This is a genomic window from Vibrio sp. EJY3 (assembly GCF_000241385.1).
Classification (GTDB): Bacteria; Pseudomonadota; Gammaproteobacteria; order Enterobacterales; family Vibrionaceae; genus Vibrio; species Vibrio natriegens.
Map to the genome: position 1 here is coordinate 1,472,915 of NC_016614.1, position 19,392 is coordinate 1,492,306.

The 19,392-nt window shown below is 43.4% G+C and carries 20 protein-coding genes; 9 read left to right on the top strand and 11 right to left on the bottom strand.

Annotated elements, in window-relative coordinates:
• Positions 1-811 precede the first annotated feature (811 nt).
• From dgcN to VEJY3_RS22430, 3 genes are read left to right on the top strand one after another with little or no spacing between them, the layout of a single operon-like run.
• On the top strand, positions 812-1,816 hold the full coding sequence (gene dgcN, locus VEJY3_RS22420; RefSeq protein ID WP_014234719.1) for an N-acetyltransferase DgcN: 1,005 nt from the start codon (positions 812-814) through the stop codon (positions 1,814-1,816).
• Positions 1,816-2,790 (top strand): N-acetyl-D-Glu racemase DgcA, encoded by a 975-nt coding sequence (gene dgcA, locus VEJY3_RS22425; RefSeq protein WP_014234720.1) that lies wholly within the window; start codon positions 1,816-1,818, stop codon positions 2,788-2,790. The genes dgcN and dgcA overlap by 1 nt, the downstream gene beginning before the upstream one ends.
• A 10-nt stretch (positions 2,791-2,800) precedes the next feature.
• On the top strand, positions 2,801-3,658 hold the full coding sequence (locus tag VEJY3_RS22430) for a D-amino-acid transaminase (RefSeq protein ID WP_014234721.1): 858 nt from the start codon (positions 2,801-2,803) through the stop codon (positions 3,656-3,658).
• Positions 3,659-3,744: 86 nt separating this feature from the next.
• Here the strand turns inward: VEJY3_RS22430 and VEJY3_RS22435 are convergent, their stop codons facing one another.
• The 4 genes from VEJY3_RS22435 to VEJY3_RS22450 all read right to left on the bottom strand — a co-directional run bounded on the left by VEJY3_RS22435 (position 3,745) and on the right by VEJY3_RS22450 (position 7,842).
• Positions 3,745-4,590, bottom strand: coding sequence for a CPBP family intramembrane glutamic endopeptidase (locus VEJY3_RS22435; protein ID WP_014234722.1), 846 nt, complete (start codon positions 4,588-4,590; stop codon positions 3,745-3,747).
• A 137-nt stretch (positions 4,591-4,727) separates the two neighbouring features.
• Entirely contained in the window at positions 4,728-5,471 is a 744-nt protein-coding gene (locus VEJY3_RS22440) for a dienelactone hydrolase family protein (RefSeq protein WP_014234723.1), read from the bottom strand.
• 259 nt (positions 5,472-5,730) lie between these two features.
• Positions 5,731-6,831 (bottom strand): alkene reductase, encoded by a 1,101-nt coding sequence (locus VEJY3_RS22445; protein WP_014234724.1) that lies wholly within the window; start codon positions 6,829-6,831, stop codon positions 5,731-5,733.
• Between the two features lie 129 nt (positions 6,832-6,960).
• Positions 6,961-7,842, bottom strand: coding sequence for a LysR family transcriptional regulator (locus VEJY3_RS22450; protein WP_014234725.1), 882 nt, complete (start codon positions 7,840-7,842; stop codon positions 6,961-6,963).
• Between the two features lie 500 nt (positions 7,843-8,342).
• Between VEJY3_RS22450 and fdhA the strand changes: the two genes are divergently transcribed.
• Together fdhA and VEJY3_RS22460 are read left to right on the top strand one after the other, a co-directional pair.
• A complete protein-coding gene (gene fdhA, locus VEJY3_RS22455) occupies positions 8,343-9,545 on the top strand; it encodes a formaldehyde dehydrogenase, glutathione-independent (RefSeq protein WP_014234726.1) in 1,203 nt (400 codons plus the stop codon).
• Positions 9,546-9,967: 422 nt separating this feature from the next.
• The gene (locus tag VEJY3_RS22460; protein ID WP_014234727.1) at positions 9,968-10,894 is read left to right on the top strand and encodes a LysR family transcriptional regulator; all 927 of its coding nucleotides are present in this window, start codon (positions 9,968-9,970) and stop codon (positions 10,892-10,894) included.
• Positions 10,895-11,037: 143 nt separating this feature from the next.
• On the opposite strand, the gene VEJY3_RS22465 is transcribed toward VEJY3_RS22460, so the two are convergent.
• Positions 11,038-11,379, bottom strand: coding sequence for a DUF3316 domain-containing protein (locus tag VEJY3_RS22465; protein WP_014234728.1), 342 nt, complete (start codon positions 11,377-11,379; stop codon positions 11,038-11,040).
• 498 nt (positions 11,380-11,877) lie between these two features.
• Here VEJY3_RS22465 and VEJY3_RS22470 point away from each other — a divergent pair, with 498 nt between their 5' ends.
• Positions 11,878-13,509 (top strand): glycosyltransferase family 39 protein, encoded by a 1,632-nt coding sequence (locus VEJY3_RS22470; protein ID WP_014234729.1) that lies wholly within the window; start codon positions 11,878-11,880, stop codon positions 13,507-13,509.
• 125 nt (positions 13,510-13,634) lie between these two features.
• Here the strand turns inward: VEJY3_RS22470 and VEJY3_RS22475 are convergent, their stop codons facing one another.
• From VEJY3_RS22475 to ppiC, 4 genes are all read right to left on the bottom strand, one after another.
• Complete coding sequence (locus tag VEJY3_RS22475; RefSeq protein WP_014234730.1) at positions 13,635-14,150, bottom strand: GNAT family N-acetyltransferase; 516 nt, start codon at positions 14,148-14,150, stop codon at positions 13,635-13,637.
• 41 nt (positions 14,151-14,191) lie between these two features.
• Complete coding sequence (locus VEJY3_RS22480; RefSeq protein ID WP_014234731.1) at positions 14,192-14,398, bottom strand: hypothetical protein; 207 nt, start codon at positions 14,396-14,398, stop codon at positions 14,192-14,194.
• Between the two features lie 312 nt (positions 14,399-14,710).
• The gene (locus tag VEJY3_RS22485) at positions 14,711-15,055 is read right to left on the bottom strand and encodes a YajD family HNH nuclease (protein ID WP_014234732.1); all 345 of its coding nucleotides are present in this window, start codon (positions 15,053-15,055) and stop codon (positions 14,711-14,713) included.
• Positions 15,056-15,127: 72 nt separating this feature from the next.
• Positions 15,128-15,406, bottom strand: a complete 279-nt coding sequence (gene ppiC / locus VEJY3_RS22490; protein ID WP_005375342.1) for a peptidylprolyl isomerase PpiC — start codon at positions 15,404-15,406, stop codon at positions 15,128-15,130.
• Positions 15,407-15,660: 254 nt separating this feature from the next.
• On the opposite strand from ppiC, the gene VEJY3_RS22495 reads away from it, so the two are divergent.
• Positions 15,661-16,575, top strand: a complete 915-nt coding sequence (locus VEJY3_RS22495; RefSeq protein WP_014234733.1) for a chemotaxis protein — start codon at positions 15,661-15,663, stop codon at positions 16,573-16,575.
• A 69-nt stretch (positions 16,576-16,644) separates the two neighbouring features.
• Here the strand turns inward: VEJY3_RS22495 and hutZ are convergent, their stop codons facing one another.
• Complete coding sequence (gene hutZ, locus VEJY3_RS22500) at positions 16,645-17,166, bottom strand: heme utilization protein HutZ (protein WP_014234734.1); 522 nt, start codon at positions 17,164-17,166, stop codon at positions 16,645-16,647.
• A 148-nt stretch (positions 17,167-17,314) separates the two neighbouring features.
• Positions 17,315-17,776 (bottom strand): TetR family transcriptional regulator, encoded by a 462-nt coding sequence (locus VEJY3_RS22505; RefSeq protein ID WP_014234735.1) that lies wholly within the window; start codon positions 17,774-17,776, stop codon positions 17,315-17,317.
• 510 nt (positions 17,777-18,286) lie between these two features.
• Here VEJY3_RS22505 and VEJY3_RS22510 point away from each other — a divergent pair.
• The gene (locus tag VEJY3_RS22510) at positions 18,287-18,586 is read left to right on the top strand and encodes a DUF406 family protein (RefSeq protein WP_014234736.1); all 300 of its coding nucleotides are present in this window, start codon (positions 18,287-18,289) and stop codon (positions 18,584-18,586) included.
• Positions 18,587-18,731: 145 nt separating this feature from the next.
• Positions 18,732-19,331 (top strand): hypothetical protein, encoded by a 600-nt coding sequence (locus VEJY3_RS22515; RefSeq protein WP_014234737.1) that lies wholly within the window; start codon positions 18,732-18,734, stop codon positions 19,329-19,331.
• Positions 19,332-19,392 lie beyond the last annotated feature (61 nt).

Consider the following 19,392-nt stretch of genomic DNA (forward strand, 5'->3'; position numbering starts at 1 on the left):
CTTGTTTTGCGATAATTTACGGTCTTTCTACCTACACGAGTTGCCTAAGCCACCAAATAAACTCAACGCAAATATGCTCAATATCAATTAAGCAATATACAGACCATCGTTCCAATCAGCACATACACTTAGCCATTAAGCTTTTTACAGTGAAATACCCTAAATAAACTCTCATGGTATAAGTTCCGAACTGGAATTCTAAAACCTGTATATTATTTCGATATAAATCAAAATATCAGATTAATATATAAAAGCAAGCACCAATAAAACCATAAAAAATATATGGGATTATTTCGATAAAAATAAGACAAGAATGGCAAACTACGCACTAATTAGGGTCAATATGTATTATTTTGGTGCATTTCGATGAATATTAAAAAATATCATTGGGCTCTAATTATAAAACCAACCAGTAAAATTTGAATTACATCACAAAATAGAATCATCTATATATTAATTTAAACTTAGTATAAATGACCAATGAATAAGTCATGGCGTATTTTATAGATAAGACGCGTAATTCACTAAGTACTAAAACAATCTGTTACTGACATACACATAAACGACATTTAACGCGAGACGCCAAGGTCAAAATCAGAATATTATGAAAACAAAATTAAGTGAATAGATATGCATTAAATGCATTTTATTTGAATATATATTGCATGTTTTTGAGTTTCATTGCTTATACTTTAAATATTCTCACGTATCGACTGATGTTGATGTCACGAATTTTGCACTGTAGTTTGTATTGAGAAGCAAGATTAAAAGCTAGTAAGAAATCCAATTCACGACATGGAGTTAACACAAGATGGAACTTAAACAACCTTATCTATTATTTTTAGGCGATGCTGCAGATGCTTTAGCAGCGAAAGTAGCACAGGGAATCAACACGTGGCGACCAGAACATTGTGTTGGACAATTACGCCTTGAGGGTTGTAACGCTGATGTTGGTCTTGACGATCTAAGTGTGGCACAAGCTGTTGAGGCGGGCGCCAAAACATTGGTTATTGGCGTTGCTAACCGAGGTGGCGTGATTTCTGAGGAGTGGATTTCGGTCCTGATCGAAGCACTTGAATCAGGTATGGATATCGCTGCAGGTTTACATAATAAATTAAGCGACATTCCAGAACTGGTAGAGAGTGCAAAGAAAAATGGCTGCAGCCTTTTCGATGTTCGCTATCCAACACAAACCTACCCTGTCGCAAACGGTAAGAAACGTTCAGGAAAACGCCTGCTAACGGTAGGTACAGACTGCTCGGTAGGCAAAATGTATACCTCGCTGGCGATCGAGAAAGAAATGAAAGAGCGAGGCATCGATGCTGATTTTCGCGCCACCGGTCAGACGGGTATTCTGATCACTGGTGATGGTGTGAGTGCAGACTGTGTGGTCGCCGATTTCATTGCCGGTGCTATTGAAACCATCGCGCCAGAAAATGATCCACAGCATTGGGATGTCATAGAAGGCCAAGGCTCGTTATTCCACGCTTCATTTGCAGGTGTTACCACAGGTCTTATCCATGGCTCTCAAGCAGACGCTTTAGTGTTGTGTCATGAGCCGACTCGCACCCATATGCGTGGCCTGCCTGATTATCCATTGCCGGATATCAAAGCTTGTATGGAAGCCAATATTGCCACCGCAAAACTCACCAACCCAAATGTCCAATTTGTCGGTATCTCAATCAACACTTCAGGCATGTCAGAAAGTGAAGCAATGGAATACATGGATAGCGTTGAGTCTGAAGTAGGCTTGCCAGTTGTCGATCCATTCCGTCAGGGCGTAGCGCGTATCGTAGATAAATTAGCGGAGCTGTAATGAAGGTTAGTCTTGAAACGAAAAGTTGGCCGATTCTCGGTAGTTTTACTATTTCTAGGGGTAGTAAAACCCACGCAGAAACCATCATTGTTGAAATAGAACACCAAGGCTTGAAAGGACGTGGCGAATGTGTCCCATATGGCCGATACGGTGAATCTATTCAAAATGTGTTGGCAGAGATAGAAAGCATCATCCCTGATATTGAAGCTGGGATAAGCCGAGAAGAGTTGCAACCGTTATTACCATCGGGCGCAGCGCGTAATGCCGTCGACTGCGCTCTGTGGGATTTGGAATGTAAAACCGCAAACCAGTCTATCTGGGAAAAAATTGGTTTGGCAGCAGGTGAACTAACCACAGCGTACACCCTCTCTTTGGATACCCCAGAAAATATGGAGAAAAAGGCAATTGAGCATTCTCATCGACCACTGCTTAAACTGAAATTAGGTGGTGCAGAAGATCTTGAGCGTGTTCAGGCAGTGCGCCGCGGTGCACCCAACTCTGCGATCATTCTGGATGCCAACGAAGCATGGACGTTAGATACCTATAATCAGCTGATACCTGAACTATTAAAGCTGGATGTTTCAATGATTGAGCAGCCGTTTCATGCCGATGACGATCATATATTGGATGACCTTGAACGACCGATAGCAATTTGTGCCGACGAATCTTGTCATGATCGAATGAGTCTACCAAAGATCATTGGTCGATATGACATGATCAATATAAAGCTCGATAAAACGGGTGGCTTAACTGAAGCTCTGGCACTGAAAGAACAGGCTCAAGCGGCAGGTCTACGTATTATGGTCGGGTGCATGGTGGCTTCTTCATTAAGTATGGCGCCAGCATTTGTCGTCGCCCAAGGAGCGGAAGTCGTCGATTTAGATGGCCCGCTGCTGCTCAGTGAAGATATCGAACATGGCTTTGAGTTCGAAAACAACTCTATGCTGCCTTTCGACAGAAAATTGTGGGGATAAGGGGAAAGTAATGGAACGAATTGTATACCTCAATGGAAAGTTTCTCGCTGAAAGTGAAGCAAAAGTTTCCGTATTTGACAGAGGATTCCTCTTTGCAGATGCCGTCTATGAAGTAACGGCGGTATTAGATGGTAAATTGATTGACCACGAAGGTCACCTTGCCCGCTTAGAACGTTCGGCTAAAGAGCTTGGCATTAAGATGCCAGTCACTGGTGAACAGTTGATGGATATTCAGCGCCAGCTCATTGAAAAAAACAGTTTAGTGGAAGGGGGAATCTATCTTCAGCTAACTCGTGGGAATGAAGGTGACCGCGACTTTTCATACAGTGACAAGATTGAACCCACACTGGTGCTGTTTACTCAATCACGCAATCTGATTGATAGTCCCAAAGCTCAGACAGGGATTAAAGTCATTTCGTTTAATGATATTCGCTGGCGTCGACGTGATATTAAAACCACCAGCTTGTTACCCGCGTGCTTAGCGAAACAAATCGCACACGAAGCTGGCGCGGAAGACGTTTGGCTAATTGAAAACGGTTATGTTACCGAAGGTGGTTCAAGTAACGCCTATATTGTTACCCAAGATGATGTGCTGGTCACTCGCCCGCTAAGCAATGATATTCTGCACGGTATCACCCGTGCATCATTAATGACGCTCGCTAAAGAGCTGAACTTAACCATTGAAGAGCGTTTCTTCACCATCGAAGAAGCTTATCAGGCAAAAGAAGCCTTTATCAGCTCTGCAACAACCTTCGTGTGGCCTGTCGTAGCAATCGATGATAAGCCAATTGGCACTGGCAAACCTGGTGAAATCGCATTAAGGCTGCGTGATATTTACATTAAGACGTCAAAAGAACTGGCGGTTTAACTCCAACATACTATTCAACTATTGTGGCCAAATAACCTTGGCCACGGTTGAATCTCTTTTCACACCAATGAGTTGCACGATAACAATCATTGTGCGGCTGCCGGATAGGTAAAGAAAATTAGATGAGCAAAGTTAAACAGAAAATGCGCCAATACTGCACACCATAATCGGCCAGTCACGTAGAAAATCAACCCGTAGCCTAACCCTGCTAGCGTCGCGAATAAGACAAGTAATCCGCCACCAGCGATATGCGCGACACCAAACAACACACCCGCAACTACCAAGCCAACTTTCCAGTTAAAACGACGGCCCAAAGATTGTTGAATCAACCCGCGAAACAATGCTTCTTCCGCAACGCAGGTAATCATCAAGTTATTAACAGCAAATAACCACCACCAGCCAGGTAGGCTAAGTTCCACCTTCAATGCTCCCAAAAAACTCGCAATTGGCAGTAAGCTGAGCAACGGAACCAGTATCAATAAAATATGCTTAAATTCGATTTGCTGTGTTTCCCCCAATAACTTCGGGTAAGCGAGTAGAAGAGCAAAAAAGGCGAGTGGTTTATCCAAATTCAAATACATTGAGAAGGGAATACTTTGCGGGCCCGATTTAACATCATCAAGCACTTGGAGGTTATTAAATCCCGGCATAGCGTGAGTAAACAGCACCGCACACCAAATCAGAACAAGTGCCCAGCCACTATAGTAAACCCACCTACCCTTTTGGTTGTTAGCAAGCCTGGGTAATTGGTAAGCGGTAGCGAGCACAAACAATGCCGTAATAAACGCGATAAACTCAATGCGGTCAACGATAAGAGCACATACCAGAGCCACGAGTAACAGCAATATCGCCGTCAATTTATGTCGAGTGAAAGCTGTAGCTGTCGCAAACAAAAGGGGTAGCCATACCCAGACGGTGGCATCAAGAAGCATGAAAAAGTCCTTTTTTATAATTGTGCTTCAGTAAATCAGGGTTGAATTGTAAAGGAAAGAAGTACAGACAGTAAGAAGGCTACCGTGAATCTTGGTAGCCTTTTAGATTTGATGAGATGCTACGTGATGCTTTAACTTTACTTTGTCGTATTCGCGGTCAAGAAGCTTGAGAATGCTTGCCAAGACTTTTCATCCGCATCTTTACGATAACGATCGGAGTCCCACACGGTGAAGGCATGAGGTGCACCGCCGTAAGCCACCATTTCATGTGGAACTTTGTTTTGCTCGAGTTCGTCAGCCAACTGAGCAAATTCGCTCATTGGTATTGCAGTATCAGCCGTGCCATGAAGAATAAGAACCGGAGCTTTAGTCTCTGCATAGCTTTGACCTTCTGGCGTTTTGAGTCCGCCATGGAAAGTAACGAAGCCTTTCACATTCATGCCAGATCGTGCAGACTCCAATACTGCCGCACCGCCAAAACAGTACCCCATCACAACCGTGTTATCTAAATTGCCACCCAGCTTGCCCGCTTCTGCCAAGCTAGCGTTCATTAGCTTTCTCAGCTTTTCCCTGTCCTTATAAAGCTCCCCGGTATGCTGCCTTTTATCTTCCACTTTAGTTGGGCGTACTCCTTGGCCAAACAGATCAGCAGCAAATACGTTGTAACCCATGTCGTTAAGCATTTGCGCTCTCTTTTCTTCGTACTCGGTCAGCCCGTCCCAATCGTGGACCAACAACACGAGCGGAGCATTATCGTCAACTTTAGCCCAATACCCTTCGTAAGAAACATCGCCAACTTGGTAAACCACGTTCTCACCAGCAGAAACAGAGCAGCTGCCAGCCGCAGCAAGAAGTGCCAACCCAATGAGCTTGATTTTCATAACAATTCCTTTTTGTATTATGTTGATGGCTGTCTAAGTAGCTTAGTACATCCTCAAAAAGGAACGGTTATTTGAAGATGAAACTTTGCGACTCGTTCAAACAACTTATACCAGCGAGGAGAATGAAATGATCAGGTTATATAACACCATTAAGTAGCTAACTATCAATGTTCTGGAGAGACACTCCAATCTAATTTCCGCCCCAATAATAGAAAAGCCTCACTGAAGAGGCTTAACATGAACGTAGCTTAAATGGAGATTAGCTCTCAGAATAAGCTGGGTAATCAATCAACCCTTTTTCGCCGCCACCAAACAGAGTGTCAGGGTGATGAGATGCCCAAGGGTGACCATGTTTAATTCGGGCTGGTAAATCTGGGTTTGACACAAATGGTCGTCCAAACCCAATCATATCTGCCAAACCTAAATCCAAAGCTTGAACTGCTTTTTCCACGTTGTATTTACCCGCATAGATGATGGTCCCAGAGAAAACGTCACGTAATTCCCGCTTGAAGGTAACGGGCATCAGAGGGGCATCTTCCCAGTCTGCTTCTGCGATGTGCAAATACGCAATGTCATGTTGATTGAGCAATTTTGCTGCCGCAACATAAGTTTCAGCAGGATTCGCATCCACCGTTCCATTTAATGTTGTCAGTGGTGCCAGACGCACACCAACGCGGTCAGAACCAATCGCATCACACAGTGCGGTTACCACTTCGTCAAGAAAACGGAGTCGATTCGGTAAACTGCCGCCATACATGTCCGTACGGTGATTCGATTCAGAGTCGATAAACTGATTGATCAGATAACCATTCGCAGCATGAAGTTCGATACCATCAAATCCGGCTAGCAACGCATTCTTTGCTGCTTGATGAAATTGACCAATGACCTGCTGAATATCCTCTTCTGTCATTGCTCTTGGCTCAGCAGTATCAACAAAACCGGGTGCATCCGTACCATTATCAATAAAAACTTTAACCCCTTCAGCACGAATGGCTGATGCTGAAATAGGTTGTTCGCCAAGAATGTTATCTGGATGGGTAACGCGCCCCACATGCCAGAGCTGAGCAAAAATGACACCGCCTTCAGCATGCACGGCATCTGTCACTTTTTTCCAACCCGCGATTTGCTCTTCACTGTATATACCAGGCGTCCACGCATACCCTTTACCGTTAGGCGCAATTTGAGTCCCTTCGCTGACGATCAGGCCCGCACTCGCTCGCTGAGCATAATACTTGGCCATCAATTCATTTGCCGCATCATGTGGTTGAGTCGCTCTTGAACGAGTCATTGGCGGCATAACGATACGGTTAGCTAACTGGAATCGACCTACTTTGAGCGGTTGAAATAATGCGTCAGTCATAAGAGCCTCTATTGATATCTGAATACGTTTTAGCAGAGTCTAACAACGCAGCTCACATCAATTAAGCAGCAAAAGGACAAAACATTTTTGCAATAATTGCAAAAGTAGCAGGAGAAATGACAGATGGAACTAAAGCGTCAGACGTGGCTTGATAAAGTCGATGAACGCCGATATCCGGCGAGCGACGTGTGAAGATTTGTAATACACGGCATTGATCAACTCACGCTCTGAAGATCGAGTCATAAACGAGTCCAAAAGGACCACTAATCGCCCTGCTGCAATATCCTTCTTTACCATATATCCAGACAGACAACTGACCCCATTTCCAGTGAGAACAAGTTGTCGAACCGTTTCACCACTGCTACACGCAATAGTAGGTTCAATATAATCAACACCCTGTACTGGCCAGACATTTAACGCCCTAGGCGAAGTGAAGCCGATAATATCGTGCTGTAAAAGGTCTTCGGGCGTAAAAGGGAAACCTTTTCGGGCGAGATAATCGGGAGATGCCACCACGAACAACGCACTCTTACCCAAGAATGATGAATGTAGCGAAGAATCGGCGAGTTTACCGATTCGAATCGCGACATCTGTGCGCTTCTCAAGTAAATCTACGTAACCTTCGTTTGAGGACAATTCCAACTCAATATCAGGAAAAGACTCGTGAAATTCCTGAGTGAGCGGGACCAATTGATTAAGCATAAACGGACTTGCTGCATCCACACGAAGCTTGCCTTTAGGGAGCACCCGGCTGACGAGCAAATCCTCTTCCGCCTGACGAAGGTGTTGCAAGCCATATCGAATCGATTCAACAAAGCGCTTTCCTTCTTCCGTGAGTTCCAAACGTCGCGTCGTCCGATTGAGGATGGTAATACCAAGTTGTTTTTCTACTCTACTGACCGAGCGAGAGACTTTGGCGACTTGAATACCTAACACTTCGGCGGCAAGCGAGAAGCTGCCACTGTCGATGACATTAACCAGTATTTCCAGATCATCCGATCGTGTAAGCATTTCAATTCCGTTTTATTGCAAAAATGACAAAATTCGTTCCACTATCATAGCGAAACTAATGAATATGAAAAGTACAGACTCGTCATATCCTTTAATGAAGGAAAATGCCTGATGGCAGGTCAACAGCTCGACTTAGGTTTTTCTGAATGGACAAGTAACGTGCCTAATTTTGCACTTTTGAGCACTCACCCTCACTCAATGACACAGTTGTGACCTTGATCTCAGCATCAATTTTCTTATCTCAATCACGTCGTAAACGCACCAAAATGCGGCGCAATGCGACATATATGTGCATTAGGTGAGCGCTATTCTCCGACACGAAAGTTAAAGAAAAGCACCAATAAATCTTCGCTAACATGAGCCGAAATGCTGTTGTCACCAAGGACTAAAATCGCCCTAATGGTTTGATAAATCTGAGTTTTAAAGCTGTTGTCATCGTTAACGGATTTCACTGGTAAAGGAACCACTAGAACTATAATAAGCCTCAACAAGGAGACCTTATGTCCTACGAAAAATCAAACCGCGCCGTTGTTTACAAAGGCCCGGGCAAAGTTGCTGTCGAGTCAATTCCATACCCAGAACTCGCATTAGGCAATCGTAAGTGTGAGCACGGCGTAATCCTTAAAGTGCTGACGACCAATATCTGTGGCAGCGACCAACATATGGTACGTGGACGTACAACCGCTGAAGAAGGCTTAGTACTTGGTCACGAAATCACGGGCATCATTTTAGAAAAAGGCCGCGATGTCGAGTTCGTTGATGTTGGCGATATCGTTTCAGTACCGTTTAACATTGCTTGTGGCCGATGCCGCAACTGTAAATCAGGCATGACTGGTATCTGCCTCAACGTAAACCCTGCTCGTCCTGGTGCGGCATACGGTTATGTTGATATGGGCGGCTGGGTTGGCGGCCAATCGGAGTACGTAATGATACCGTACGCTGACTTTAACTTACTTAAGTTCCCAGATCCGGATCAGGCACGAGAGAAAATTAAGGATTTAACACTACTGTCTGATATCTTCCCTACGGGTTTCCATGGCTGTGTAACCGCAGGTGTTGGTCCTGGTTCTACCGTTTATATCGCTGGTGCAGGTCCTGTGGGTCTGGCAGCAGCAGTATCGGCTCAACTACTTGGCGCCGCTTGTGTCATCGTTGGAGACATGATCCCAGATCGTCTAGAACAAGCACGTAGTTTTGGTTGCGAAACCATTGACCTACGTGAAGACGGCAGCATGGAAGATAAAATTGAAGCAATTCTGAATGAGCGTGAAGTTGATTGTTTTGTTGACTGTGTTGGTTTCGAAGCGCACGGATGTGGCTGTGGTGGTCACACTCAAGAAGCACCAGCAACAGTACTGAACTCTGCGATGCAAGTAACGCGTGCCGGTGGTTCGATTGGTATTCCTGGTCTTTACGTTACAGACGATCCGGGTGCGAAAGACGAAGCTGCGAAAGAAGGTGCACTGAGCATGCGCTTTGGTCTTGGCTGGGCGAAATCACATTCTTTCCATACTGGCCAATGCCCGGTAATGAAATATCACCGTGGTCTGATGCAATCTATTTTGTTCGACAAAGTTAAAATTGCTGACGCCGTAAACGTACAAATGATTTCACTCGATCAAGCACCTCAAGGTTACGCCGACTTTGATGGTGGTGCAGCTAAGAAATTTGTTATTGACCCGCACGGTGAATTTAGCAAGTAACGCTATTTCAGAAAATGCCTAATTTTTAGGGGATAGGTTATTAAATTAACCGAGATCAACGATAATAACTGCGATCGTTAATGTGGGCTTGACTCCCCTGCCGCGGGCTGAATTCCAGCCCGCTTTTTTATATCTAGCAATTTATTCCATCGTTATTTTTGTGATTTTTAGTTTTAAAATGCAGATACTATCCACACATAGAACTAAATTCGTATTAGATTAATTGAATAAAGTAACAACCTGCACTGTATTCGTCTTATTTATTAATTAACCACTGTTTAATAACTTTTATCTCAGAGCTATACAGCCAAAAAAACTAACTATCTGTCCCATTTTTAGAGCATACATTTTATTGTATCGCCTAATTAAATATTGATAATATCAGCCATACTAAACCAGAAAGTCATTACTTAGGTGTATTCATGGATCTTGCAAGTAGACTGGAACTACTACTCGAAGTTTCTAAACAGGGCTCTTTCGCAAATGCTGCGGACGCGCGTGGCATCGATCGCTCGGTATTATCCAAACAGATAAGAAAACTAGAAGAGTCGCTTGGTCTCAGGCTACTTAATCGCTCTACACGCTCACTGTCGCTTACACCCGCAGGCGAAGAAATAGTAAAGCAAGCCCAGCAAGTTAGCGACGCTTTAGAAAAGACTCGTCAACTTGCGGATACGTTCAGTGATACACCTAAGGGCCATCTTAGAATATCTTGCCCATCACTCTTTGGCCGGAAGTACGTAAAGGAAAGTGTGGTCGCTTTCCTCAAAAAGTACCCGCAAGTCAGTGTCGAAGTCATCCTCAATGATAGGAGAGTCGATCTTATTGGAGAACGTTATGATGTTGTATTTCGAGTCGGTTCTCCCGTAGACTCAAACTTAGTGGCGAAAAAACTGGCAAATCATCAGCTGCTATTACTTGCATCAAAAGACTTTATCGCTGAATACGGCTACCCTGAAACACCTCAAGAACTCGCAGCGTTACCCGCTGTCATTTATTCCAACGGCTCATACCAAATGAATAAAGTGCAATTATCGTCAATGAAAGATGAAGAAGCACATCCCGTCACTGTTACGGCTCAAGGTCGCTACCATGTCAATGAGGTGGAGTTATTAATGGATGGTGTGCAATCGGGGCTAGGCTATGCCATCGTGGGCCAATTGATGCTCACGCAGAGTATCGAAGAGATGCAGCTGGTTAGATTATTACCTGATTATGAAATCTCTTATACCGGTGGTTTGTACGCCTTGTATCCACACCGCAATCAGCCTCCGCTGGTCAAACTGTTTATTGAAACGGTACAAAATACGATTGGAAGCCCACCGATATGGGAGAGTTACATGACGTAAACTAAACAATATTTATATTTTGATAAATATTCAATTTACGTCAGTATCAGATTTGTTGGCATTTATTATTGGGGGGTATTATGTCCCCCAATACAATTAAGATAATATTTTAGATGTGGATGTTTGACTAAATAAGCCATAACTTAGTCATGTAGTCTCATTGCGTTGAAGTGGTAATCCACATTTAGAACTGCTCGATATTGAATGTCATCACGAGCGTAAGCCACTTCTTTAATAATCACTTTACTGTCATCGATGTTGATATTATTTACATTAGTGTACCCAAATAATCCAAATTCACGTCGTAACTCTGATTTAGACATTGATTTTAATGAATCTGACAAATCAAAGCCTGCATTGAGTGCTTGCTCTCTGCTTTGATAAGTACCTGCATCCATATTTGTATGTTCTGTAATTGTAATATTTGAAGCAAATACTGATGAAGCCATAAGTAGACCAGAAGTTAGTACGAATAATTTTTTCATAATAAAACCCTTTAATTTATTAATTAATATTGATAGGAACCTATCTCGTTTTGTTGGGTTTATTATTCATGTTTGAACTGGGAAGATAAAGGGAGGTTTCAGAATTTCACTATGGGCAAAATGGCACTAATAAACCGTATGGCTAGCGCTACTGAATGTGTAGATTACACCCGAAAACTGACTTGGCATTATGATTGGGATCAAAAGACAGACACTTACCCTTGGGTCTAATTTCATCTCCTATAACCCTACGGCACTCTGGGTTAGGCACTTTGCTGTTAAAGTTAACACTACTTGAGAAATAAACTGATGCTGCTGGAGATCCTGCCTGGTTAAACATTGACATGTTGTTCTATCAGAGAAGATTGCTATGCTAACTAAATGTAACAAAATGCAAATAAAGTACTAAGTAGAGAATGAGACAGGTCAACTATTCACTCATAAGAATGATGGATTGAACTCATTAACTACGAGTAACGTTAGATAGCAGGAACAACAATGACAGCTAAGAAGGCAACCTCACCTTTATCTCCGCATGTTCAGTACACTGCACTGGCACTTTTTGCCGCGTTATTCTTCATAGCCGTGAATCTCTGGTTCCGACCTATCTTTCCCATCGATGAAACCCGTTATGTCTCTGTCGCGTGGGAAATGTGGCTCAACAATGACTGGCTGGTACCACAACTCAATGGGCTACCATACGATCATAAACCACCGTTAATGTTCTGGTTATTCAGCGCCGTTTGGTCCTTATTTGGCACATCCGATACCGTGACGCGTTTAGTAGTACCAGGCTTCGCTTTGGTAAACCTTTATCTTGTAGGAAAACTGGCGGAGAAAATTTACCCCGACTCAGCACAAGCGAAGTGGTTATCTCCACTCATTCTTATCAGTTTTCTTGGCTGGTTTTTGTATTCCAGTATGATCATGTTCGATTTAATACTCGCCGTATTCCTCCAACTTGCGGTATTGAGTTTTTGGCGATACACCGAAACAGAACATGATTCATGGTCATATTTAAGTGGTGTGTGCCTTGGGCTCGGAATGCTGACTAAGGGACCCGTGGTGTTCGTCTATTTTATCCCTTTCCTTCTTTTAGCCCATCTTTGGCACCCTTCACCCGCTTCTATCAACAAAGCCTTTTTCAAAGCGATTCTCAAAACAGTGGGTATCGCGGTTATAGTCATCCTGCTTTGGGCACTACCGGCAGCGATAGTCGGTGGAGAAGAGTACACGAAGGCCATTTTATGGGTGCAATCTGCCGGGAGAGTACAAGACTCTTTTGCCCATGCCCGACCTTTTTACTGGTATGTGTCACTCTTGCCGGCCTTACTTTTTCCTTGGCTTTTCCTCATTAGTTTCTGGCGAAATCGTCCATGGGTTTGGGTCGGACGACGAGATACCTTCTGTTTCTCGTTGTTTGTGTTTGTGGTGGGAATATTCAGTTGCTTCAGCGGAAAACAGATTCACTATTTACTTCCGATTTTCCCTTTTATCGCCATTTGGATAGCTAAGCGATTGGATCTCGCAAAGGTAAAAACCGAGCCAGCGATAGTGGGAGCCATCGTGCTTATTACGCTAGCCATCTTAAGTGCTCCACTATGGGTAGAAAAAGCATTTCGCAGCACGGAAGTCACGGATGTTCACTTAAGTTGGAGCCTGTTGCCGGCGATGTTGATCGTGTTGCTATTATGGAAAAGAAAGCTGCCTATTGATCGTCTTGCGCTTAATATAGGGGCACTACTGCTGAGCTTATCCGCCTTGATGGCCAGTCTGTCACCAGTCCTCAACAACGTTTATGACGTTACAGATACAGGTCGTCAAATCCATCAGTTGCAATCTCAAGGACACAGCGTTTCGTATGTTGGCAAATATCACAACACCTTTGGTTTCGCCGGAAAACTGGAAAAACCGCTAAATTTAATTCCGTCATCCCAACCAGAGAGAAACGCATTTTTAACCACGCAGCCGGGCTATACCATCTGGGTTCAACGTAAGAAAACACAGCCTTTGGAAACCAATGCCATTTACATGACCCCCTACCGTGGCAGGTGGCTGTTTATTGTCGACAATCAAGTACTGGCGAACCTTCTTGCATCAAGTGGCACTAGTGAAGCAGCGGATAAGTAGCCGCTTTATCTAAATTAAAACAGGCATCAAAAACCGGGCTCGTCGATGAGTGTTCGCAAACGAGCCCTAACTAAACTGTGACAACCGCACAGTTGTCATTTCCATTGTTTATTCGAATACATAAATTAAAGATCTGAAGTATAAACACAAACTTCTCGCGCCTTTCCCTGCATACGATTAATGCGATTTTCAATATAGGTAAAGCCGAGTTTTTTGATCACTGACTTGGAACGTTCATTGCCCAAAAGATGCATGACATGTAACTTGCTCAACCCAAGGTTCGATTTACCAAAGGTGATTATTGCCTTCGATGCTTCAGTCGCATAACCGCGCCCCCAATAAGGTACGCCCAGCCAATAACCTAAGGTGCCCACACCATTATCTATTCCTAGAAAACTCACCGCGCCAATCAGCTCACCGCTCTCTTTTAAAGTAATGGCATAGACGATACCTTTACCTCTATCAAAGAGTGGCTCATGAGTATTAATCCACAACTCCGCATCGGCAAGCGAATAAGGATGAGGGATGTTCGCTGTCATGTCCGCAATAACCTTGTCACCAGCCAGAAGCGCGACACGCTTGCCATCCGATAAAGCAAAGGGTCTGAGTATCAACCTATCCGTTTCTACGTTTTGCTGCATATATTCCTTAATGTTCCTAGCGCAAGTTAAGCGAGAAAAAGTTAGGTTCTCTCTGCATAATCACTTTTGAGTGTTAAAAAAGCTAAATAAATCAGTCCTAACGGGGGGATCAAGGCTAAAAGAACGCCGACTAACGCAGAAATCATTGGAGTACTGGTTTTACGCCGTCCCAAGTAGTAGCTCAAAAGTAAGCTGATCACCAAATAGACAGAAGCACCTTGAAGCAGTAATGTCGCGTCTATATTCATTGCAATCTCCTTTGCATATAACGCCTGTTCAAAAATAATGGTGCCTTCTGTACCAATATGCAACAAAGTAACAATGAATTTTATCAATAATGAGGCTATAAAACGTTTTACGTTAGTTAGCTACTGTAATCACTATAACCAGATCCCTTAAATCAATTTTAAAAAATCATGTAGCTATCGTAACAGTTGGAAGTTTGGGGCAAACGTCGATCCTTAGAAACGTTACAAGTAACGAAGTATACTGCTGTGCTCAATGGCTAAACTCAATCTAGTGGCGTTATCGATGACTAACGCCACTTTAGCCCTTAAGCATCACTTCTTCATCATCTTCGCTAAATCAGCAAATGGATTGTATGTTGCGCCTTGGTGTTCATCTTCACCAGGTTTTATTTCGCTGCCGTAACGTTCATGCTCTAGATACTTACTATGTTCATGATCGTGGCAATAGAGACATAACAACTCCCAGTTGCTACCGTCTTCCGGGTTATTCGTGTGGTCATGATCCTTGTGATGAACCGTTAATTCACGCAGATTTGAATACACAAACTCTCGAGCACACCTTCCGCATACCCAAGGATAGAGCTTTAGTGCTTTCTCGCGATAACCGGCTTCTTTACGTGCATAACTGGCACTGGTTCCGTAATAATCTGATGCCATACGTATAACCTCACGTGTGATTTAAAATAAGATGCTAGCCCAAGCACAAAGTTCCTGTACTCGGGCTAAATATCATGTTCTATATAATACTTTTACCACATGCCAGCCAAATTTAGTTTTTACTAAATGCGGTGTTAGCACCTCACCTGAAAAACAAACTTTGTCGAACTGAGGCACCATTTGTCCACGACGAAACTCACCAAGATCACCACCGCGTTTTCCAGACGGGCAAGTCGAGTATTTCTTTGCCAGTGTCTGAAATTTAGCCCCTTTTTTAAGTTGCTTTATGATGTCTTCTGCTTGTTCTTTGTGTTTCACAAGAATATGCAATGCGGCTGCTGTATTTGCCATCTGTTTATCTCTCGCTGTTCTGTTAGCGCAAGTTTACCGAATACACCCAAGCACGCCAAACATTTCTCTCACCACGCCTACAGGGAAGCTCTATTTGTGTTTTGTTAACACGACCTGAGCGGAATTTAAGCATTCTCACATCTGCAAAGCTAATAGATTGAATGAAAACTTAACTTTTCGGTGTAGGGCTGTTGATGCCGCCGGTTTATCCGATTAGATTAGAGGTAATCATTTGGTATTTATAAGGTTATTTCATGGCAAAAGTCGTTAGCAAAGCGAATCAATCTCAGGGGATGTTAGTATTCAAGCTTACCCTGCAACAATACTTCGCGATAGGCACTCTTAAAGTCCGTGAAATTGTTCCGTACATGCCGACCACGAAGATCCCATACTCCCACCAGCACGTAATCGGCACAGTGACGATTCGCAACCTAACCGTGCCTGTGATTGATATGTCCGCAGCCATCGGGTTCCGGCCGATTCAGGAAGAAGAGTACCAAAGCTGTTACTTGATTGTGACCGACTGCCTGCGAACCGTTGTTGCCTTTATGGTTCGAAGTATTGAAAAAATCATTGATTGTGACTGGAAAACCATAGAGTCACCACCCGAGAGCGCTGGTCAAAATATTTTTGTCACGGGCATTACTCAGTATGAAAACAAAATGGTTCAAATGCTGGATGTCGAATTGCTATTGTCCAAGATCTATCCGCAATATGAGCATTCAAAAATTCCAATGCTGACTGACGTAGAACGTGAACGTTTAAAAGCTCTTAATATCTTACTCGTTGACGATTCTTCGATTGCACGTAAGCAACTTAGTGATGCACTAGACAGCATTAACATCCCGTACCAAATCAGTAAAAATGGCGCGGAAGCGTTGCAATTCATGAGAGATCAAGCGGCACTACATAGCCCAATTGATTTGTTAGTCAGCGACATTGAAATGCCGGGACTGGATGGTTACGAGCTGGCGTTCGAAGTGCAAAACGACTCGGCACTGAACCACTCGTACCGTATTTTGCACACTTCTCTTTCAAGTGAAATCTGTGTTGATCGCGCCCATCAAGTGGGTGCACACGAGGCTCTAGTAAAGTTTAACGCTGGTGAGTTAATTGAAGCCATGCTGAGAGGGGCGAAGGAGATTGAAGCTACAGCTATGGCTTCATAACGTCGCTGACAGAGAGGGGGAGATCGAGAAACGCCTCCCCCAAATGGTTTGACTGTGCCCAGTAAGTCTCTAAATTTTTTGATGTCCTTTCTCTAAGTGGATAAAGTCCACAAGATCATCGCCAGAAACCTCATACGCCTGGCCGAAGCCTTTCACAAACAAGCCTTTTTCTGCTTTTAAGTTGAACAAAACGAAGTCTTCCAGATTGCTCAAACCATCAATAATATCTCCGAAACGTGCTTTCATCTGAGCAACAATTTGTTGCCAAAGCTCGGTGTCACGTTCCACAACGATTGCTACCGCATCAAACGTCAGGCGCTTACGGGCAAAAATTTGACTAGCAGAGCCTTCATCTTCGATCATCATTAGGGAGACGTTAGGATTTTCTAGTAAGTTGCGTGCATGGCGAGCAAGCTGTGAAATAAGAACAAAGTAACCTTGCTGGTTTTGTACAAACGGGGCGTAACTGACGTTAGGTCGGCCTTCAGCATCTACCGTAGCTAGCTGTAGTGTTTGGCGCTCCTGACGAAACGCTTTGATCTCCGGCCCCAGACGACCTTGCAGGCGATCTTGTTTCACTTGTTGATTCATTTTAATTCCTGAGGTTCTCTACCACTGTGATTGGTATTATAGCCTCGCATTACTGGCTCTGTGGCTAGGGCTTCTTAATACAAAGGCGTTTGGGCCAAAACATAAAGCCCCACTAGTTACTAGCAGGGCTTTGTTAATTCTGTATCGGTTATTTGCTCATTTGAATCAGAGAACGACCAATCAACCATTCAAGTTCTTTGTCACTGCCATCCCCAAATTGGCTACCGACCATTTTATACAAGCGATCAATACCGTTTGTTGCAAACTCATGGGCGTTTTCTGTGGCTACGATGTGATGGAACAGGAGTTTTAAAATAGCCACAAATTCAGCATTTTCCAGTGCGGTCATCCAGCTATCCGAAAACGTAGCCAACCCTTTATCAAACCTTAAGTGCTCGACAAACATTTTAAAGATGCGAGCATCAAGTGCTGCAGTAAAATCCGTTTTTTTAGGGAAGTGATGGCTAATACCTGTACGTGATACACCCGTCTGCTGACTCAGCGTTGTGTACGACATTCTGTCGTAACCAAGTCTAAGCAATTGGTCAACGACGGCATCCATGATCTTCTGGATAGTTATTTCAGTATCTTCTTTACTACGCTTTGGCATATTTTAAGCTCTTCTTTATTAAATCCATCTAACTCACAACTCAACGAGGCCAGAGTGAAATCATCCTCAGTTTTATTACTGTGCTTCCTAATCTAAACGCGGATCTCTGTCATAGCGATAAAGTACTGCGCAATCATCAACATGCCAGGGAATGCTCATCAATGTTTACCATACGCACCCTAGATGAAAAGATAACGACATCAAGGTGTTGCACGAGACTATCCATCAAAGCCACTCAGGAGTTAAGAATGATAATCATGTAGAATTATTCACTCAATAAATACTCTTATAAATTGTTCTTCAGTTCAACTGACCAAACATAAAACTCGTTCGTAGCTAGTGTAATTACTCTTAAATATTGATATATATCACATTAGGCATACCCTTCCTCCGTCTTATCGAGCGTTATTCCCTTTAATCTGTGTGCTTTTTTATGCAGATTCATTCATTTTTGTAGATAGAGATCAAATACCTGCTAGAATACCCTTAGTTTTTACAAGAGGATTCGTTATGAGCATCGAATTAGAAGGAAACCAAGTCTGCGAAGCATGTGGCTGTGCGGGTGAAATTGGCTTTGTCATTAAAGAAGGCGACGAAGTTGCCGACGTAACGATTTTCGCAGAGTCTAAAGCGGCATTAGAGTCTGAAATAGCTGCCTACATTGAACTAGCTAAATCAGTATGTGCTAACGTTGAATATAATGTCAGTGAAATCACAGAAGAGTCTAAAGAAGCATCAGCCCGCTTCAAGTTCGAAGTCAGTGCAGAAAAGCTGATCTTTGAATTAAAAACTCGTTCATTAGCGCGTTAATCCTATTCCAAAGCGAGCACTCTGCTCGCTTTCTACTTACTTCCATTTAAGTGTTACTTTCCTTCAAGTGTTAACACTTGGAATAGCCGTATTTAGCGCTTTGAGATATGCTTGGCGGGTTTTATATCCAGCAAAGTCATCAGCCATGCGTTTCATCCTACTTATTATTGCACTGGTAACATTCAACACTCCTTCAGTGGCGTACGAACTGGATTACTACACCAAGCTCGCTTACCTAGACAACTATGGCAACCTAGATCTACGTAACAAACCCTTTACTCAATTACCATCTGATTTGTCGATTAAAGGCAACCTGAACATTTCCCAAACGTCTATCACGCGGCTACCGAATGGTCTCAATGTCGGTGGCAGTTTAGAAGCAACAAACAGCGCACTTAAAACCGTCAGGCCTGGTACCAGCATAAAAGGCTATGCCAATTTATTAGGTAGCCAAGTTGAAAACTGGCCAAAAGGCGTAAAACTCGGCGGATATTTAAACCTTACTGACACTCCACTAAAAAAGCTTCCTGCAAGACTTCGTGTCTATGGTGATTTAAGTGTAATCCGCACACCATTAACGGCTTTGCCTGATGGCTTAATCATCGATGGAAATCTTTACATTGGTGGCTCGGCACTCAAAGCCTTTCCTGACACTATGACTGTAAAAGGAAATATCTTTCTGGGTGGGAATCAAATCACTAAATGGCCAAGTAACCTGACCTTAGGCGGAGCTGTCGCACCTTAGCAACAGATATAAAAAACCCCGGAACAGAGCCCGAGGTATTTTGATTCAGAAATAAACCAAC

What these genes read in the sequence shown, in the direction of transcription:
- dgcN (WP_014234719.1), top strand. Translation starts at nt 812, where the DNA reads ATGGAACTTAAACAACCTTATCTATTATTTTTAGGCGATGCTGCAGAT.
- VEJY3_RS22430 (WP_014234721.1), top strand. Translation starts at nt 2,801, where the DNA reads ATGGAACGAATTGTATACCTCAATGGAAAGTTTCTCGCTGAAAGTGAA.
- VEJY3_RS22470 (WP_014234729.1), top strand. Translation starts at nt 11,878, where the DNA reads ATGACAGCTAAGAAGGCAACCTCACCTTTATCTCCGCATGTTCAGTAC.
- VEJY3_RS22485 (WP_014234732.1), bottom strand. Translation starts at nt 15,055, where the DNA reads ATGGCATCAGATTATTACGGAACCAGTGCCAGTTATGCACGTAAAGAA.
- VEJY3_RS22435 (WP_014234722.1), bottom strand. Translation starts at nt 4,590, where the DNA reads ATGCTTCTTGATGCCACCGTCTGGGTATGGCTACCCCTTTTGTTTGCG.
- VEJY3_RS22495 (WP_014234733.1), top strand. Translation starts at nt 15,661, where the DNA reads ATGGCAAAAGTCGTTAGCAAAGCGAATCAATCTCAGGGGATGTTAGTA.
- VEJY3_RS22460 (WP_014234727.1), top strand. Translation starts at nt 9,968, where the DNA reads ATGGATCTTGCAAGTAGACTGGAACTACTACTCGAAGTTTCTAAACAG.
- VEJY3_RS22445 (WP_014234724.1), bottom strand. Translation starts at nt 6,831, where the DNA reads ATGACTGACGCATTATTTCAACCGCTCAAAGTAGGTCGATTCCAGTTA.
- VEJY3_RS22465 (WP_014234728.1), bottom strand. Translation starts at nt 11,379, where the DNA reads ATGAAAAAATTATTCGTACTAACTTCTGGTCTACTTATGGCTTCATCA.
- fdhA (WP_014234726.1), top strand. Translation starts at nt 8,343, where the DNA reads ATGTCCTACGAAAAATCAAACCGCGCCGTTGTTTACAAAGGCCCGGGC.
- VEJY3_RS22510 (WP_014234736.1), top strand. Translation starts at nt 18,287, where the DNA reads ATGAGCATCGAATTAGAAGGAAACCAAGTCTGCGAAGCATGTGGCTGT.
- hutZ (WP_014234734.1), bottom strand. Translation starts at nt 17,166, where the DNA reads ATGAATCAACAAGTGAAACAAGATCGCCTGCAAGGTCGTCTGGGGCCG.
- ppiC (WP_005375342.1), bottom strand. Translation starts at nt 15,406, where the DNA reads ATGGCAAATACAGCAGCCGCATTGCATATTCTTGTGAAACACAAAGAA.
- VEJY3_RS22440 (WP_014234723.1), bottom strand. Translation starts at nt 5,471, where the DNA reads ATGAAAATCAAGCTCATTGGGTTGGCACTTCTTGCTGCGGCTGGCAGC.
- VEJY3_RS22505 (WP_014234735.1), bottom strand. Translation starts at nt 17,776, where the DNA reads ATGCCAAAGCGTAGTAAAGAAGATACTGAAATAACTATCCAGAAGATC.
- VEJY3_RS22515 (WP_014234737.1), top strand. Translation starts at nt 18,732, where the DNA reads ATGCGTTTCATCCTACTTATTATTGCACTGGTAACATTCAACACTCCT.
- VEJY3_RS22450 (WP_014234725.1), bottom strand. Translation starts at nt 7,842, where the DNA reads ATGCTTACACGATCGGATGATCTGGAAATACTGGTTAATGTCATCGAC.
- VEJY3_RS22475 (WP_014234730.1), bottom strand. Translation starts at nt 14,150, where the DNA reads ATGCAGCAAAACGTAGAAACGGATAGGTTGATACTCAGACCCTTTGCT.
- dgcA (WP_014234720.1), top strand. Translation starts at nt 1,816, where the DNA reads ATGAAGGTTAGTCTTGAAACGAAAAGTTGGCCGATTCTCGGTAGTTTT.
- VEJY3_RS22480 (WP_014234731.1), bottom strand. Translation starts at nt 14,398, where the DNA reads ATGAATATAGACGCGACATTACTGCTTCAAGGTGCTTCTGTCTATTTG.